This is a genomic window from Hamadaea tsunoensis DSM 44101, from assembly GCF_000428945.1.
Taxonomy (GTDB): Bacteria; Actinomycetota; Actinomycetes; order Mycobacteriales; family Micromonosporaceae; genus Hamadaea; species Hamadaea tsunoensis.
Map to the genome: position 1 here is coordinate 309,016 of NZ_AUAX01000006.1, position 16,190 is coordinate 325,205.

A 16,190-nucleotide genomic window follows, 5' to 3' on the forward strand; every position below is an offset into this window, starting at 1 on the left:
CCGAGGGGGCGGTGCAACGCGCGCGAGTGGGTGAGAGCTACTGCACGCCGGCGTAGCTGTGCAGACCGGTGAAGAAGAAGTTCACGCCGAACAGGTTCATCAGCATCGTCAGCCAGCCGATGATCGCGATCCAGGCGACCAGGCGGCGGTTCATGCTCGGCGTACTGCGGGCGTGCAGGTAGCCGGCGTAGACGACCCAGGAGATGAACGCCCAGGTCTCCTTCGGGTCCCAGCCCCAGTAGCGGCCCCACGCCGCCTCGGCCCAGACCGCGCCGGCGGCCACGCCGAAGGTCCAGATCGGGAAGGCGAACGCCTGGATGCCGAAGGCCAGCCGCTCCATCGCGTCGGCGGCCGGCAGCCGGCCACCCAGCGAGTACGGGAAGCGCCGCTTGCCGGCGTCGTAACCGTCGCGGATCAGGAACGCGGCCGACGGGACGAAGCCGACCAGGAAGAGGCCGGAGGCGAGGACGACCGAGGTCACGTGGATGACGAACCAGTACGACTGCAGCGCCGGCACCAGCGGGTTGACCTGCGTGTACAGGACCAGTCCGGCGAAGCCGAGCAGCAGCATCTCCACCAGCGTGAGGACGATGCCGAGCCGGCGTACCTGCGGCTTGCGGATCGCCACCACGAGCCAGGCCGCGCCGCCGACGAGAGTCACCGACAGCACGAACTCGTACATGTTGCCCCACGGCATGCGGTGCGCCGCGAGGCCGCGGGTCGCCGTCGTCGTGAAGTGCAGGAGCACGGCCAGCCCGGTCATCCAGACCGCGAGCTTGCCGAAGAGCGGCGCCCAGTCGCGCCGCTCCGGCGCCGCCGGCGGGGCCTGAACGTCCTCGATCGGGTTCACGGCGACCTCGGGGCCGCCCGCGCCGACGAGGACCTTCGCCTCGGCGGGCGCGGCCACGGCCGGACGCCGGCGCATCAGCGCGTAGTCCGCCGTGTGCAGCATCATCGCGCCCAGGTACGCCAGGATCGCGATGTAGAGCAGATTATCGGAGAGCGTCGACAGGCTCACGGTCCGAGTCTCCTATCCGGTCCATCAGGGCACGGAACTCGTCGTCGAATCCGGGGTAGTCGGATCGCGCGAGCCCGCCCGCTTCCAGCAAGCTACTCCCCGTGCCGTCGGGGGTCAGACGCACCCACACCCGGCGGCGCTTCCCGGCCAGCGACAACATCAGTCCGATGAGGACGAACGCGACGCCGCCGAGCACCACCGGCTCGCCCGGATCGTGCCGCAGGGACAGGGCCACCCAGGGGCGCGTACCGAGGAATTCCAGCTTGGAGCCGTCGTCGAGGGTCCAGCTGTCGCCGACCTTGAGCACCTTGCCCTCGCCGACCTGCTTGAGGTCGCCGCGGGCGATGTTCACCTGGTTCAGCTTGTACACCGAGCTCGGTGTGCCCTCGTCGATGCCCAGATCGCCGCGGTAGAAGGTGAGCATCAGCCGCGGGTTGCGCTCGGCCGGGAAGATCGACTGGGCGATCATGCCGGTCTCCGGCGCGGTCGGGATGTACAGGCCCGAGAACGCCACCTGCTTCTTCCGGTCGCCGTTGGCGTCCGGGAAGGTCGCGACACCCTCGCTGGTCAGCGTCGAGTTGTCGGTCGGCAGGAACGGCGCCACCGTCGTCTGCTGCTTGCCCTGGGCGTTGGTGTAGCGCAGGATCGGCGCGTACCCGTGGCCGAGCAGGTAGACGTTGGCGTCCTTGAGCCGCAACGGGTGGTTCACCGAGAAGCTGCCGGTCCGGGTCTCCGAGCCGGTGACCGAGAGGTAGCCCGCGAAGGCGGACGGCTCGCCGGTCTCCAGGTACTTCGAGTCGAAGCCGGTCAGCTCCAGGCAGAAGGGCGGCAGGTCGCCCGCGCCCACCGCGGTCCCCAGCGAGTAGTCGTCGAACTGCTGCACCGTGTCGCAGAACGCCTGCTCCTCGCCCTGCACGAGGATGCGGTTCGCGTGCCAGCCGCCCATCGAGCCCAGCGCCACACCGATCAGCACCACGATCAGCGAGGTGTGGAACACCAGGTTGCCGGACTCCTTGAGGAACCCGCGCTCCGCCGCGACGGTCACGCTGCCGTCGGCCTGCTCGCGGGTCACCGTCCGCCAGCCGCGCAGCCGCGCGGTCACCTCCGCGGCACCGAGCGTGGTGCGGCCCCGGTGATGTGCGGGCAGTCGTTCCAACCGCTTCGGAGCATCGGGTACGCGCCGCAGCAGCGCCCGCGCGTGGTCGCGTGACCGCGGCAGGATGCAGCCGACCAGCGAGGTGAACAGCAGCAGGTAGATCGCGGCGAACCACGGCGAGGAGAACACCTCGAAGCCGTAGAGCCGGGCGACGACCGGGCCGAGCTTCGGGTGGTCGGTGAGGTACCGGGTGACCGCCTCGGGCTTGATGTTCTGCTGGGGGAAGACCGATCCGGGGATCGCGGCCAGGGCCAGCAGGAACAGCAGCACCAGCGCCGTACGCATGCTCGTCAGCTGCCGCCAGCCGTTGCGCAGCTTGACGGAGGCGAAGGTCAGGAGGGGTTTCATACGCTCACCGATCCGGGGCCGACGGTCGCCCGCAGCCAGGTGACGAAGTCCCCCCAGACGCCGGTCAGCAGGGCGACGCCGACGAGGAGGAGCAGGATCCCGCCGACGACGGTGACCCAGCGGGAGTTGCGCCGGATGACGGCGACCACCCCGGCGAGGCGCCGCATGCCCAGGCCCAGGGCCAGGAACGGCGCCCCGATCCCCAGGCAGTACGCGACCGCGAGGGCCGCCGCGCGGGTGGGCTGGCCGGAAACCGTGGCCAGGCCGATGACCGCCCCGAGCGTGGGGCCGATGCACGGGATCCAGCTCAACGCGAAGACCGCGCCGAAGACGGGCGCGCCCCACAGGCCGGCCGCGGGCAGGCGGTGCAGGCGTACCTCGCGTTGCAGGCCCGGCACCCAGCCGAGCATGGCCAGGCCGAACAGGATGATCAGCCCGCCGATCACCATCTCCAGCGCGCGGGCGTGGACGAGCAGGCTGCGTCCGAGGCTGGCGGCCAGCACCGTCGTCGTGATGAACACCACGGCGAAACCAGCCGTGAACAGGGCGGTCCCGGCGAGGACCCGGCCGCGGCGGCGCGGTCCCTCGCGTTCGCCGAGGGCGGCCGACAGATCGGCCCCGACCAGGCCGGTGACATAGGACAGATAGCCCGGCACCAACGGCAGTACGCACGGCGACAGGAAGCTGATCAGACCGGCGAGCGCCGCGACGGCCAGGGCGAAGACGAGCGGGCCGCCGGTGACGGTGGCGGCGAAGGAGTCACCCATTCTCGGCCGCCACCTGCTCGACGAGCGGCTGGAAGGTGTCGGCGCGGATGTCCCGGCGGGTGATCGAGGCGATCCGGCCCTGCCGGTCGATGATCAGCGTCGACGGGATCGCCGACGGGGGGACGTCGGTGAAGCCGAGCGAGATCTTCCCGGACGGGTCGAAGATGCTCGGGTACGCCGCCCGGCCCTCGTGGAACGCGAGCGCCTTGTCCTTCTCGTCCCGGATGTTGATCCCGACGAACTCGACGCCCGACGCCTTCGTGGCCTGGTATACCCGCTCCAGATCGGCGGCCTCGGCGCGGCAGGGCGAGCACCAGCTGGCCCAGAAATTGATCACGACGACCTTGCCGGCGCGGCCGCTCAGGTCATAGGTCCCGCCGCCGAGGAGGTCGCCCCGCACGTCCGGTGCCTTCTTCCGGTCGCCGGCACCGATCACGCCGGTCGGCGTACTCGCGGAAGGTGAGGAACAGGCGGCCAGGGTGACCGAACCGAGCAGGCCGAGCAGCGCGGACCGGCGGGTGATGCTCATCTCAGGCTCCCAGCCCGACGCCCGGGCCGAGGTGGGCCGCGGGCTCGGTGTAGTCGATGCCGATGAGGGCGTCGTCCTCGAAACGGAAGGAGGTGAGGCTGGCCAGGTTGCACTGGCGCTTGCGCGGATCGCCCCACAGTCGCTGCCCGGACAGCGCGAGCCGCAGGGTCCAGATCGGCAGCTGGTGCGAGACGCAGAGTGCCTCGTGCCCGCGCGCGGCGTCGCGGGCCGCGTGCAGCGCCAGCTCCATCCGCGCGGCGATCTCCCGGTAGGGCTCGCCCCAGCTCGGCCGGAACGGATTGAGTACGCGCGGCCAGGCGCGCGGGTCGCTCAGCTTGACCGACCGGCCCTCGAACCAGTTCGCGCTCTCGATGAGCCGCTCGTCGACGGCGATCGGCAGGCCGAACTCGGCCGCGCTCGGCGTGGCGGTCTGGACCGCCCGTTCGAGCGGGCTGGAGACCAGGTAGGTGATGTCCCGGCCGGCCAGCGACTTCGCGACCGTCTCGGCCATCCGCTCGCCGAGGGTGGACAGGCGGAACCCGGGCAGGCGGCCATAAAGGATCTTGGTCGGGTTGTGCACCTCTCCGTGGCGCAGCAGGTGGACGACGGTCAGCGTCATCTGGCTGCCGCTGCCGCCGCGGCCCGGGGGAGGGCCCGCTCGATGATCTCCATCGCCTCGTCGTCGATCGCGGTCGAGACGAACCACGCCTCGAACGCGCTCGGCGGCAGGTAGACGCCGTTGTCGAGCATGGCGTGGAAGAACGCCTTGAACGCCTCGACGTCCTGCCCACGGGCCTGGTCGTAGTTCACGACAGGATTGTCGGTGAAGAAGACTGAGAACATGCTGCCAGCCGTCGCCACCCGGTGCGGTACGCCGGCCTTCGCCAACTCCTCGCCCGCCCGCTCGCGGATGTGCCGGGCGGTCGCGTCGAGCGTCGCGTAGGTCTCGTCGGTCGCGAGGCGCAGGCTGGCGAGACCGGCCGCGCAGGCCAGCGGATTGCCCGAGAGCGTACCGGCCTGGTAGACGGGGCCGGACGGGGACAGCCGGGACATGATCTCCCGGCGGCCGCCGAACGCCGCCGCGGGCAGTCCACCGCCCATGACCTTGCCGAACGTCCACAGGTCGGCGTCCACCGGATCGACGCCCTGCCAGCCGCCACGTGAGACGCGGAAGCCGGTCATGACCTCGTCCATGATCAGCAGGGCGCCGTCGGCGTGCGCGACCTCGGCCAGGCCCGCGTTGAACCCGGGCAGCGGTGCGACCACGCCCATGTTCCCGGCCGCGGCCTCGGTGATGATCGCGGCGATCTCGCCCGGGTGGGCGGCGAACGCGGCGCGTACGGCGTCGAGGTCGTTGTAGGGCAGCACGATCGTCTCGGCCGCCGACGCACCGGTCACGCCGGGCGAATCGGGCACGGCCGCGTCGTCACCCTGCTGGGCACTGGCCAGCGTGGCGACGCCCGAGCCGGCCGCGGCCAGCAGCGCGTCGACGTGCCCGTGATAGCAGCCGGCGAACTTGACGATCTTGGTGCGCCCGGTGAAGCCGCGGGCCAGCCGGATCGCCGACATGGTCGCCTCGGTACCGGAGTTGACCAGGCGTACCTGCTCCACGGCGGTACGCGCGACGATCTCCTCGGCCAGGTCGACCTCGCCCGCTGTCGGGGTGCCGAAGCTGGTCCCCTTGACGGCGGCGGACTGGATGGCCGCGATCACCTCAGGATGCGCGTGACCGTGGATGAGCGGTCCCCACGAGCAGACGAGGTCGACGTAGCGGTTGCCGTCGACATCGGTCAGCCAGGGGCCGCGGCCCTCCCGCATGAACCGGGGCGTGCCGCCCACGGCGCGGAAGGCGCGTACGGGGGAGTTCACGCCGCCCGGCACGATGGCGGCGGCGCGGTCGAAGAGGGCCTGAGAGGCCGGTACGTCTATCACAGCGGGCCTATTCTTGCACTCCGCGCTGGGCGGACCGCCCCGGCCCCGAATCCGGCTCGCTTCGCGGGGTCTTCCCGGAACACGGTGTTCACGCAGCTCTTGTGCCGTGCCCGGACGATCGCCGGCACGGCGGGGCGTCCGTCAGCAGGCGAGGTACGCCGACAGCGGCCCGTGCAGCGCGGCCGGAGCTGTCAGCACCGTCACATGCCCGCCCCGGGCCATGAGGACGTCGCCGGCGGTCTCGATGACGGCTCGCATCGTGTCGACCGGCAGGTTCCCCGGCACGGCCACGTGACAGAAGCCGGCGCCGATGCCGCCCCGGACGGCGAGCGGGATGTGCGCCGCGTCCCGGATCGCGTACGCGGCGGACGCGAGGGCCTCGCCGCCGCCTTCCATCCGCAGGCCGAGATCGCCCAGCCGCCACGGGTAGCGACCCCAGCCCTCGGGTGCCTCGTCGCTGAATCCGTCCGCGGTGTGCCCGAACGCGTCGGCGAGGGTGCCCGCGCGATCGGTCGCGCTCGTCACCGATCCTTCGATGAGCACGGTCAGCCGGCCGAGGTGGCCGAACCGGGCCGGCGAGTGGGCCGGCAGATCGAGCTCGACGGCGGCCGGCGAGACGCCCTCGTCCGCCAGCGCCGCGAGCAGATCGAAGATCTCCAGCGGGGAGGCGACGTCGTGCGAGACCCAGCGGCGCGCGGCCGGCAGCCGGTGCACCGGCAGCGTCACGTCGACCAGGGCGCCGCCGGACAGCCAGCGCAGATCGGCCGGGTCCGGGTGGTGCTCGGCGGAGTCCGGGAACGCCGGCGCGCAGGCCAGGTCGGGTTCGCCCAATGCGACCACGCGGCCGCCGCGGCGCACGCCCCAGGCGCCGCGCACCTGGTCGACGGGTTCGCCGTAGTGCAGCGCCAGCGGGCCGCGCTCGTTCGTGGCGAGGACGCCGCCGATGGTGGCGCCCGGCGACGGCGGGTCGAACGGCAGGCGGACGCCCATCGCGGCCAGCCGGACCTGGGCGACCTGCACCGGTACGCCGGCCCCGACCGTGACGGTGGTGGCGCCGGGCTCGTAGCGCCAGGTGTCCAGGCCGCCCGTGCTCATCGTGATGTCCACGGTCGACGGTGCGGTGAACCACGACGACTTGGTCCCGGCGCCGCGCGGTCGCACGCACCGGTTCTCCAGGGCGGCGCTACGCAGAACCTCGGCGACGCTCCGGAGACCGGCCGGCCGGGTGAACCACCGGCCGTCGCCCGCGGTGGCACGGATGGGCACGGTGCTCTCCTGGGCACGGACGGCCGCGAGCGTACGCGGGAGGGTGATCATTCGAAGCCGCCTTCGCCTTCGCCGGGGGCCGGGATCTCGGGCGGATCGCCAGCGCGGGGCCTTCGTACAGACGTTCGATATTCTAGTCTCGGGCCGGAGACGGCGCAACACAGGTGGGGCGATAGGTAACCTCATCGCGTGACCGACGCTCCTACTCAACCCATTGCTCAGGGCGTACCGGACGGGCCCGCATCAGGGCATCCGCAGGCGCCTGTGGCACCACGCAAGCCCGCGAACCGGGTACACCACGGCGACGAGGTGATCGACGAGTATGCCTGGCTCATCGACAAGGACGACCCCGACACCATCGCGTACCTGGAAGCGGAGAACGCGTACACCGAGTCCGTGACGGCGGGCCAGGCGGAGCTGCGGGAGACCGTCTTCGGCGAGATCAAGAGCCGGACCCTGGAGACCGACCTGTCCGTGCCCGTACGCCACGGCGCGTACTGGTACTACTCGCGCCAGGAGGAAGGCCGGCAGTACTCGATCCAGTGCCGCGTGCCGGTCGGCGACGGCGACGGGATCACGCCGCCGCTCGGCGACGGTGGGCCGCTGCCCGGCGAGCACGTGCTCCTCGACGGCAACCGGTTGGCCGAGGGGCACGAGTTCTTCCAGCTCGGCGCCTTCGAGGTCAGCCCGTCCGGTGACCTGCTCGCGTACTCCACCGATTTCACCGGTGACGAGCGGTTCACGCTGCGGTTCAAGGATCTGCGTACCGGGGCGGACCTGCCGGACGTGCTCGAGGACGTGTTCTACGGCGGCTCCTGGTCGGCCGACGCGTCGACGCTGCACTACCTCACGGTCGACGAGGCCTGGCGGCCGTCGAAGATCTGGCGCCACACGCTCGGCACCGACCGCTCGGCCGACGTGCTCGTGCTGGAGGAGCCCGACGAGCGCTTCTGGCTCGGCGTCGACCTGTCGCGGTCCGAGGACTACCTGATCCTGGAGGCCAACAGCAAGGTCACCAGCGAGGTACGCCTCATCCCGGCCGCCGACCCGACCGCGGCCCCGGTCCTGGTACGCGAACGCGTGCAGGGCGTCGAGTACTCGGTCGAGCCCGACGGCGACCGGCTGCTGATCCTGCACAACGAGGGCGCGGAGGACTTCGAGCTGGCCACGGCCCCGGTCGACCGGCCGGCCGAGTGGACGCCGCTGATCCCGCACACCCCCGGCGTACGCCTGGAGGGCGTCGATGCGTTCGCCACCCACCTCGTGGTGTCGCTGCGCGAGGACGGGCTGACGGGGCTGCGCGTACTGCCCAAGGACGGGACGCCGTTCGCGGTGGAGTTCCCGGAGCCGATCTACGCGGTCGGCCTCGCCGGCAACCCCGAGTACGCGACCCGCATGATCCGCCTCGGCTACGCCTCGATGGTCACGCCCGACTCGGTCTACGACTACCTGCTCGACTCGGGCGAACTCGTGCTGCGCAAGCAGAAGCCGGTCCTCGGCGACTTCGACGCCGGCGACTACGAGCAGTTCCGGGAGTGGGCGGTCGCCGAGGACGGGACACGCGTACCGATCTCCGTGGTCTGCCGCAAGGGCACGCCGCGCGACGGCTCCGCGCCGTGCGTCCTCTACGGCTACGGCTCGTACGAGGCGAGCATGGACCCCTGGTTCAGCATCGCGCGACTCTCGCTTCTGGACAGAGGCGTCGTGTACGCGGTGGCGCACATCCGCGGCGGCGGCGAGATGGGCCGGCGCTGGTACGAGGACGGCAAGCTGCTGGCCAAGAAGAACACCTTCACCGACTTCCTGGCCTGTGCCCGCCACCTGCAGCAGGCCGGCTGGACGAGTGCGGACCGGACGGTCGCCCGCGGCGGCTCGGCCGGCGGCCTGCTGGTCGGCGCGGCCGCGAACCTCGGGCCGGAACTGTTCGCGGGGATCGTGGCCCAGGTGCCGTTCGTCGACGCGCTCAACACGATCCTCGACCCCGAACTGCCGCTGACCGTGACCGAATGGGAGGAGTGGGGCAACCCCCTCGAATCCCCTGAGGTGTACGCCTACATGAAGAGCTATTCGCCCTACGAGAACGTCGAGCCCGTACGCTACCCGGCGATTCTCGCCATGGGCGGGCTCAACGACACCCGCGTGCTGTTCCACGAACCCGCGAAGTGGATCGCCCGGCTGCGCGTGGTCGCACCGGACGGGGCGTACCTGCTGAAGACGGAGATGGGCGCCGGACACGGCGGACCGTCGGGCCGCTACGACGCCTGGAAGGAAGAGGCGTTCGTGCTCGCCTGGACGCTGACGCTGGTCTCCTGACGGACCTCACAACAAAGGCCCCGGTTCGCAGGAACCGGGGCCTTTCGTCCGCTGTGGTCAGTCGTCGGCGTACTCGCGGCTGCGCCGGCGCGAGCGCGACCGGCTGCGCGTGCTGCCGCCGCCCCGCCGCCGGAACCGCGGCACGTACTCCAGCTCGTAGTCGCCGGTCCGCCGCCGGTACCGCCGGTACTCGCGGCGCGGCCCGAACTCGGAGTAGATGATCGCCGTGGCCACCCCGAAGACGACGTACGCGCCGAGCACCATCAGGCCGTTGTCGCCCATGTCGAGCAGCCGGCCACCGCGGATCTGCAGGATGAACAGGTGCAGTGCCGCGTACCAGACGGTGCCGAAGACGAGGCCCACGCCGGCCGCCGGGATCAGCTGCCCGCTCACGAAGTGGCCGAGGAAGATGCCGAACACCGCGCCCGCGAAGCCGCAGACGAACAGCGCGACCACCCACGAGTTCTGCCACTTGTCCTGATTGACCAGCTTGCCGTACAGGTGCAGCTCGCCGAGGATCTGCAGGATCAGTGCGAGCACGACCCCACCGGCGACACCGCCGATCACTCCGGCGCCGAGTCTGCTGATCACGTTGACCCGGGGGACGTAACGGTTACTCATGGGGTGTTCTCCCAAGTGCTTCGAGGGGTAAGCGCTGCGCACCCTACGGTCCGCCGGCCGCAAATCCGGCGCGACACGCGGGCGTACGCGATTCTCTGTGCGAACGGATGATGTCACGCCCTTGATCACTCTTGCGCGGCGTGGATACCGTGCGGACGTTTCGCATCATTCGCGCGCTCATCATGGGGGATACGTGCGCACTGTCCGAAGTGCCCTCGGCGGCATCGTGGCGGGGACCCTCACCCTCACCGGTACGGTCTTCGTCCAACCACTCCCAGCGGCGGCGGCCGCGCCGGCCGCTCCCTACAACGTCCTGACCTACAACGGTTCCCAGCTCGACCGCAACAGTCGGCCGGAGATGCTGGGCAACCTCGTCCTCGAGGCTGCCGACGACCTGATCGGCGACGTCTCGGCCGGCGACCGCTTCACCTTCGGCGGTGCGGGTTCGGCGGGGTCGCTCAGCATCGAGATCGCGCCACCGACCGGGCAGTCCTGGGCGGTCGGCGAATACGACCTGTCGACCGTGCCGGGTGCCGTCGAAGCCACGGTCCAGATCACCAAGGACGGCTACACCTGCGATGCGACACAAGGTTCGCTGTACCTGCTCCAGGTGCTGCGCGACCAGTCCGGCACGATCTCCGGGCTGGCCGCCCGGTACTCGCTGACCTGCGGCGGTGCCCTGGGCGTCTTCACCGGTGAGATCCGGGCCGAGTCGACCGTCGCGTACGCGGCCGAGACCGGGCCGGCGGGATGGCTCGATTTCGGCCGCCAGTTCGCCGGCTACACCGGTACGCCGAAGACCGTGACCTATACGGCCAAGGGCAGCCAGCCGTCCGTGTTCGGCAACGTCCAGCTCACCGAGTCCACCGTGGAGAAGACGTTCACGATCACCGGGGACACCTGCTCCGGCGCCACTCTCACGTATGGACAATCGTGCTCGGTGACCATCACGCCGAAGCCGGCCGAGATTCGGGGCTACAACGCCCTCATGCAGGTCTCGGTCGACGGGACCGCCCAGTGGGACATCCAGCTGCAGCAGAACGGTGTCGACCCCCGCGACGTGCGGATCGACCCCGCGGCCCATGACTACGGGACGCTGGAAGTCGACACGGACGCCACGCAGGTCTTCACCGTCAGCGCCGTCGGCGTCGAACCGGTCACCGTCACCGGCACCGCCATCACGAACGGGCGGGACTACTTCGAGATCGTCGCCGACACCTGTCACCTGAAGACGGTGGCGCCTAACGGCAGCTGCTCGATCTCGGTCAGGGCCCGCCCGATCGGGGACGGCCCGGCCGTCGGCCAGCTGGAGGTGACCGACGACTCCGCGACGCGTACGCACACCGTCGACCTGCGCGTCACCGGACACGTCAGCGCCGACGGCACGTACGTGAAGATGGGCCCGATCCGCCTGCTGGACACCAGATCCGGGCTGGGCGCGCCGAAGGCTCGGGTGGCGGCCGGCGGAGTCGTCCACCTGCAGGTCGCCGGCACGGCCGGCGTGCCGTCGACCGGCGTGTCGGCGGTCGTCCTCAACGTCACGGTGACCGGCCCGACCGCGAGCGGCTTCGTGTCGCTCTACCCGACCGGTTCGGCCCGCCCGACGGTCTCGTCGCTCAACTTCACCGCCGGCTGGACCGGCGCCAACCTCGTCACCGTCGCCCTCGGCCGCGACGGCCAGGTCGACCTCTACAACAACACGGGCACGACCGACCTGATCGCCGATCTCGTCGGCTTCTACAACGGACCGGTCGCCGGCAAGCCCGTGTACATCGGCGGTGGGTACCAGCCGATGGACTCGCCCTTCCGGGCCCTCGACACGCGTACCAAGGTCGGCAAGGTGCCCGGCGGCGCGGCGATCCACGTCCCGGTGGACTTCGGCGACGTCGGCAACGCGGAGGTCACGTCTCTGGCGGTCAACGTCACCGTCGTGAGCCCCGACCGGAGCGGCTTCTTCACCACGTGGGACGGGACGGCCGCCCGGCCGACCGCGTCGACGTTGAACTACACCGCCGGCGCCACGGTCTCGAACGCCGCGATCGTGCCGGTGGCCGTCTGCGAGGTCTGCACCGGCACCGCGCACGACAAGCCCGCCATCGCGGTTTACACCAGCGCCACCGCCCACGTCATCGTGGACGTCGTCGGGTTCTACGACGACAGCTCGTTCGGCGACGGCTTCCGCTTCCATCCCGTCAACCCCGTACGCATCGCGGACAGCCGTATCGGTCAGGGAACCCCGCACGCGCTCGGCGCAGGCCAGACGGTGTCGATCAAACCGCCGGTCTCACTCGCCGGGCCGAAGACCCGCGGGCTCGTCATGAACGTCACGGCCATCGCACCGACCAAGCCCACCTTCCTCACGGTCTGGCGGCACGGCAACGCCCGACCCGGCGTCAGCAGCGTCAACGCGACCGCCGGAGCGATCGTCCCCAACGCGGTGATCACGGAGCTCGTCTCCGGCGGCTCCTTCGACGTCTACAACCTCAACGGCACCACCAACATCTGCGTCGACGTCGTCGGCACGTTCGCCTACTACGGGTACGCGCTGAATCCGGGTCTCCTCGCGCCGGGTAAGACGGCGGCCACGGCGCCCGTGCCGCTGCCGCAGCAGCCGGCTCCGGTGATCCGTCCGGTCGCGTAGCGGGCGACTGGTATCCCTGTCCCCATCTGGGAATGCTTCAGGCCCTGGCCATCACGGCCGGGGCCTGAAGTGTCTGGCGTTCTTCGGCCCGGCATGATGGACATGTTCGATCACCACAAGACCATGTGACCTGGCACATCGACGACAGGCCGGTGCGCTCGCCGTGATCGATACCGTCGCGACCCGGGGGCACTGATCGGGTAGCCTGTCCAGGCATGGGCCGCTAGCTCAATGGCAGAGCTGCGGACTTTTAATCCGTAGGTTCAGGGTTCGAGTCCCTGGCGGCCCACCAATACCGCAGCTCACAGGCACCGCAAAGGCCGCCCGAGGGTGCCCCGAGCGGCCAGTACAGCAGCAAAGTACAGCAGTTGCGCTCATTCGAGCAGGTCACCGAGCTTGCCGAGGGCATCGCGCGTGTCGTCGTCGATCACGTCCGTGTAGATCTCCATCGTGATCGAGACCTGAGCGTGTCTCAAGATCCGTTGAGCGATCCGGGGATGGACGTTCAACGCCTTGAGCAGCGTCGCGCACGTGGCCCGAGCCGCGCGGACCGTGATCCGTACCACGCCAGCACCCCACACGGCCCGGTCCCAGTACCGGTTGAAGTTGCGCGGCTCGACCGGCATGCCCGTTACCGTGGTGAACAGAAGATCATCAGGCTCCACTGGCTTCCCTGCCGCGACCAGCCCGTCACGGTGGCGCCGCAGCGCCACCACGCAGATGCCCGGAAGCGGGAGCGGCTGCTCAGAGGTCTCCGTCTTCACCTCGCGGCGCAGGAGCTGCTTGCCCACCCGCTGGACCTGGAAGTTCGGAACCAGCTCGCCCGAGTCCAGGTCGATCTGATCCCAGGTCAGGCCCAGAATCTCCCCCTTGCGGAGGCCAAGGACGAGCAGCAGCACATAGGCGGCGTAGAAACGCTCGTCCTCCACCCGCACGTATTCGAGGAACTGGCGAGCCTGAGCGCTCGTCCAGGTCGTTCGCTTCGGCCGGCGCGCCTTCGGAAGCCGGGTCTTCTTCGCCACGTTCTGCGAGACCAAGCCCGCGTCGATGGCACACGTAATCATCGCCCGGATGATTCGTCGCAGGCCCCGAACCGTCGTGTCCGATGGAAGGTCCTGGCAGCAGTTGCCGAGGGCACAGCACCGCTGCTTCACGGTCGGACGTCGGGCGTCCTTGCCCTGCGCGCAGCACTGGCACGTACGCCGGGTGTGGTTGAGCCACGTCTGCACGTCGGTGTTCGCCAGCCGATCGAGCCGCTTGCCGCCCAATCCCGGGACGATGTAGTTCCGGCATGCACCCTCGTAGGTCACGTACGTGCCCGGCGACAAGTTCGGCTCGACGATCTCCCGCAGCCAGTACACCACGAACTTGCCGACCGTCATCGCCGTGGTGGCAATCGGTCCCTGCTTGGCCTGCTGGTGCAGCTTCAACCACTTGTCGTGAACGGTCTCGCGGTCCTTGCCGTAGACGTACTTCCGGTCGCGCGTGCCGTCCGGCTTGGTGACCCACACGTAGGCGGCGTAACCGTTGCGGTACGGGAAGATCGAGCCTTCGCCGTTGTGCCGACGACTGGTCACGAGGCCCACCCGGCGAGTTCGGCTGCCTCCCGAGCCTTGCGGGCGACGTACTCGTCGACCCACTCCGGCAGGATGCGACGGTTGCGGCCATCCTTGAGCGAGCGCAGTTGGCCAGTCGCCACGAGCATCTTGGTCTTCGAGAGCCCGTAGCCGAGCATCTCGGCCACCTCCGCAACGGTGTGCCACCGCTGCCGGAACACGGTCGTGGTCACTTCTCCTCCCCTGAGGTCGTGGTGTTGATCTCGGTTGCCGGAACAGGTTCGGGTGGTCGTAGTGCCTGTTCAAGTTGGTCTTTCCAGGTGTGGCGGAGGTAGATGGATCGCATGATCCGGTTTTCGAGGGAGCCGACGTCGCGGTCGGTGGGTCGGGCGATCTCGAACAGGTAGCGGCCTGCCGCCGTGTCGGGTTGTTCGTCGTCGGCTAGGGCGCCGGCCAGGACTTCACGGACCCAGGCGCGGTTGTCGGCGCGGAGGTCGGCGAGGGTCTTGCCCGACCACCGTCGGGAGATCAGGACCCGTCGTCCGGTGAAGCCGAGGGTTTTGCGTTGGTGGACCTTGCCGGAACAGCGTCCGGGGACGAGTCCGGCTTTCGGGTCTTCGGGTTCGACGCCGTAGAGCAGCCAGTTCGCGCACTTGGGCGAGCACGGGATGAGGGCGAGCTCGGCGTGCAGCCGGTCGAAGTGATCCCGTTGCGGCTCTGAGCTCGGGGCGGCTTGCTCTGTCAGGTCCTTCGTCACGTACTTGGTCACGTAGCGGATGGCCTTCTCGGCGTCCTTGGTTCCGTGCTGGATGCCTCGGGCGTCGACGGTCCCGAGCCGCAGCACGTACGCCGGTTCCGCACCCTCGCCGTCGAGCGCGTCGACAGCGTCTGTCCAGCTGGTCAGCGGCTGGCGGGTGACGGGGTCGACGAACCGGCTGGTGTCGCCGTCCCAGACGGGGGGCTTGCGCAGGCTGTAGACGGCGGTGTCGAACTGCGGCCACCACACCTGGTGATAGGTCGCCGCCGCGACCTGCTTCAACAACGCACGCGGGATGGTGCCGCGCATGGCGAAGTGCGCATGCGGGGTCAGACGCCGTTGCAGCTCGACCGCCCCGGCGTACTGGACGGCAAACCCGGCCGCCCGGCGCAGGTTCTGCCACAGCCGATCCAGCCCGGCCGCGAAGAACACCGCATCAGCGGCAGCCCGACGGTAGTCGTAGGAGTCAGGGTCGATCGGCGTACCCAGGAGCCCGTCCCAGTCGGCGTGCAGGATCCCGCACGAGCACGGGATGGTGTGGCCGCGTCGGGTCCGGGCACCGGTGTGCACCGGCCCGTACGACCCGAGGGTGATCGTGAGCAGGGTGGACGGCTGGTAGGTGCGGCCGTCCTTGCCGGTGTACACCTTCCCGGTCGTGCGGGTCGACACCGGCAGCCGCGGTAGTTCGGGGGCGTCTTCGCGGCGGCGGGTGGAGCGGGCCTTGCGCGGCTTGCTCTCCTCGGCCGGCCGGGGCAGCTTTCCCCGGACTCGGTGGGTGGAGAGTTCTTCGTCGAGGTCGACGATTCCGGCGTCGAGGTCGGCGACCTGCTTCCAGTCCGAGATCCGCTCGGCCTCGTGGCGCTCGAACACCAGCGCGCACCGCAGTTCCAGCAGCGCCCGCACTTCCTCGGTCGGGGTCTCTACGGGCGGTTCGGGGTCGTCGGTGAGGTGCCAGCCTTCGCGGATCTGCCGCTGACGCAGTTTCCGGTTCTTCTCCGCGCACGGCTTGCACTTCGACGAAAGCCGCGCCCCGCAAGGGATATCCACGATCTCGGTAAGACCGGTGACCTTGTCGGTCCGCCGCAGGGCGAGGGGCCGGACGCAGACGCCGTAGTGCTCGGCGACGTCCTGGAGCGCCTTACGCGCCCGAGGCTGGCGCATCCGGTCGGCTCGTGATCCGGGCCGGGGCGCGTCGGTGGTGTCAAGGATTCCTTGACGCTGGCCGGGCGTGGTCGGGGTGGGGTCGGTGGGTGAGGTGGTGCCCCCGGCCGGGGTGACGATGGCGG

At 70.1% G+C, this 16,190-nt stretch carries 13 protein-coding genes and 1 tRNA gene; 3 read left to right on the forward strand and 11 right to left on the reverse strand.

The genetic code is table 11. From position 1 onward, the window contains the following. Nucleotides 1-37 precede the first annotated feature (37 nt). The 7 genes from ccsB to G401_RS0113845 all read right to left on the reverse strand — a co-directional run bounded on the left by ccsB (nucleotide 38) and on the right by G401_RS0113845 (nucleotide 7,067). Nucleotides 38-1,012 carry a c-type cytochrome biogenesis protein CcsB gene (gene ccsB, locus G401_RS0113815; protein WP_027342968.1) on the reverse strand — a complete coding sequence of 325 codons (975 nt, stop codon included), beginning with the start codon at nucleotides 1,010-1,012 and terminating at the stop codon, nucleotides 38-40. Continuing rightward, nucleotides 993-2,522: a cytochrome c biogenesis protein ResB gene (gene resB / locus G401_RS45555; RefSeq protein WP_051366611.1), complete on the reverse strand. Its 1,530-nt coding sequence runs from the start codon at nucleotides 2,520-2,522 to the stop codon at nucleotides 993-995. Before resB ends, ccsB begins: the two co-directional genes overlap by 20 nt. Further along, the gene (locus G401_RS0113825; protein WP_027342969.1) at nucleotides 2,519-3,289 is read right to left on the reverse strand and encodes a cytochrome c biogenesis CcdA family protein; all 771 of its coding nucleotides are present in this window, start codon (nucleotides 3,287-3,289) and stop codon (nucleotides 2,519-2,521) included. The genes resB and G401_RS0113825 overlap by 4 nt, the downstream gene beginning before the upstream one ends. After that, nucleotides 3,282-3,818 carry a TlpA family protein disulfide reductase gene (locus tag G401_RS0113830; protein WP_027342970.1) on the reverse strand — a complete coding sequence of 179 codons (537 nt, stop codon included), beginning with the start codon at nucleotides 3,816-3,818 and terminating at the stop codon, nucleotides 3,282-3,284. Before G401_RS0113830 ends, G401_RS0113825 begins: the two co-directional genes overlap by 8 nt. Nucleotide 3,819: 1 nt before the next feature. Beyond that, the gene (locus tag G401_RS0113835) at nucleotides 3,820-4,437 is read right to left on the reverse strand and encodes a histidine phosphatase family protein (RefSeq protein WP_027342971.1); all 618 of its coding nucleotides are present in this window, start codon (nucleotides 4,435-4,437) and stop codon (nucleotides 3,820-3,822) included. Then, nucleotides 4,434-5,750: a glutamate-1-semialdehyde 2,1-aminomutase gene (gene hemL, locus G401_RS45560; RefSeq protein ID WP_034591535.1), complete on the reverse strand. Its 1,317-nt coding sequence runs from the start codon at nucleotides 5,748-5,750 to the stop codon at nucleotides 4,434-4,436. Before hemL ends, G401_RS0113835 begins: the two co-directional genes overlap by 4 nt. A 141-nt stretch (nucleotides 5,751-5,891) precedes the next feature. Beyond that, on the reverse strand, nucleotides 5,892-7,067 hold the full coding sequence (locus G401_RS0113845) for an FAD-binding oxidoreductase (RefSeq protein ID WP_027342972.1): 1,176 nt from the start codon (nucleotides 7,065-7,067) through the stop codon (nucleotides 5,892-5,894). A gap of 162 nt (nucleotides 7,068-7,229) precedes the next feature. On the opposite strand from G401_RS0113845, the gene G401_RS0113850 reads away from it, so the two are divergent. Next, the gene (locus G401_RS0113850; RefSeq protein WP_051366651.1) at nucleotides 7,230-9,329 is read left to right on the forward strand and encodes a S9 family peptidase; all 2,100 of its coding nucleotides are present in this window, start codon (nucleotides 7,230-7,232) and stop codon (nucleotides 9,327-9,329) included. Nucleotides 9,330-9,386: 57 nt separating this feature from the next. Here G401_RS0113850 and G401_RS0113855 read toward each other — a convergent pair whose 3' ends face one another. Then, nucleotides 9,387-9,950, reverse strand: a complete 564-nt coding sequence (locus G401_RS0113855; protein WP_157545682.1) for a hypothetical protein — start codon at nucleotides 9,948-9,950, stop codon at nucleotides 9,387-9,389. Between the two features lie 193 nt (nucleotides 9,951-10,143). On the opposite strand from G401_RS0113855, the gene G401_RS52670 reads away from it, so the two are divergent. Both G401_RS52670 and G401_RS0113865 read left to right on the forward strand, forming a co-directional pair. Continuing rightward, nucleotides 10,144-12,591 carry a choice-of-anchor D domain-containing protein gene (locus G401_RS52670; protein WP_051366613.1) on the forward strand — a complete coding sequence of 816 codons (2,448 nt, stop codon included), beginning with the start codon at nucleotides 10,144-10,146 and terminating at the stop codon, nucleotides 12,589-12,591. Between the two features lie 217 nt (nucleotides 12,592-12,808). Further along, nucleotides 12,809-12,883, forward strand: a tRNA-Lys gene (locus tag G401_RS0113865). Between the two features lie 82 nt (nucleotides 12,884-12,965). Here G401_RS0113865 and G401_RS0113870 read toward each other — a convergent pair. Genes G401_RS0113870 through G401_RS0113880 form a run of 3 tightly spaced genes read right to left on the reverse strand, consistent with a single transcriptional unit; the run spans nucleotide 12,966 to nucleotide 16,065 of the window. Further along, nucleotides 12,966-14,168 (reverse strand): tyrosine-type recombinase/integrase, encoded by a 1,203-nt coding sequence (locus tag G401_RS0113870; RefSeq protein WP_051366652.1) that lies wholly within the window; start codon nucleotides 14,166-14,168, stop codon nucleotides 12,966-12,968. Then, nucleotides 14,165-14,380 carry an excisionase family DNA-binding protein gene (locus G401_RS0113875; protein ID WP_027342976.1) on the reverse strand — a complete coding sequence of 72 codons (216 nt, stop codon included), beginning with the start codon at nucleotides 14,378-14,380 and terminating at the stop codon, nucleotides 14,165-14,167. The genes G401_RS0113870 and G401_RS0113875 overlap by 4 nt, the downstream gene beginning before the upstream one ends. Next, nucleotides 14,377-16,065 (reverse strand): replication initiator, encoded by a 1,689-nt coding sequence (locus tag G401_RS0113880; protein ID WP_027342977.1) that lies wholly within the window; start codon nucleotides 16,063-16,065, stop codon nucleotides 14,377-14,379. Before G401_RS0113880 ends, G401_RS0113875 begins: the two co-directional genes overlap by 4 nt. Nucleotides 16,066-16,190: the final 125 nt, after the last annotated feature.

What these genes read in the sequence shown, in the direction of transcription:
- G401_RS0113830 (WP_027342970.1), bottom strand. Translation starts at nt 3,818, where the DNA reads ATGAGCATCACCCGCCGGTCCGCGCTGCTCGGCCTGCTCGGTTCGGTC.
- G401_RS0113825 (WP_027342969.1), bottom strand. Translation starts at nt 3,289, where the DNA reads ATGGGTGACTCCTTCGCCGCCACCGTCACCGGCGGCCCGCTCGTCTTC.
- G401_RS0113845 (WP_027342972.1), bottom strand. Translation starts at nt 7,067, where the DNA reads ATGATCACCCTCCCGCGTACGCTCGCGGCCGTCCGTGCCCAGGAGAGC.
- G401_RS0113855 (WP_157545682.1), bottom strand. Translation starts at nt 9,950, where the DNA reads ATGAGTAACCGTTACGTCCCCCGGGTCAACGTGATCAGCAGACTCGGC.
- G401_RS0113835 (WP_027342971.1), bottom strand. Translation starts at nt 4,437, where the DNA reads ATGACGCTGACCGTCGTCCACCTGCTGCGCCACGGAGAGGTGCACAAC.
- G401_RS0113880 (WP_027342977.1), bottom strand. Translation starts at nt 16,065, where the DNA reads ATGCGCCAGCCTCGGGCGCGTAAGGCGCTCCAGGACGTCGCCGAGCAC.
- resB (WP_051366611.1), bottom strand. Translation starts at nt 2,522, where the DNA reads ATGAAACCCCTCCTGACCTTCGCCTCCGTCAAGCTGCGCAACGGCTGG.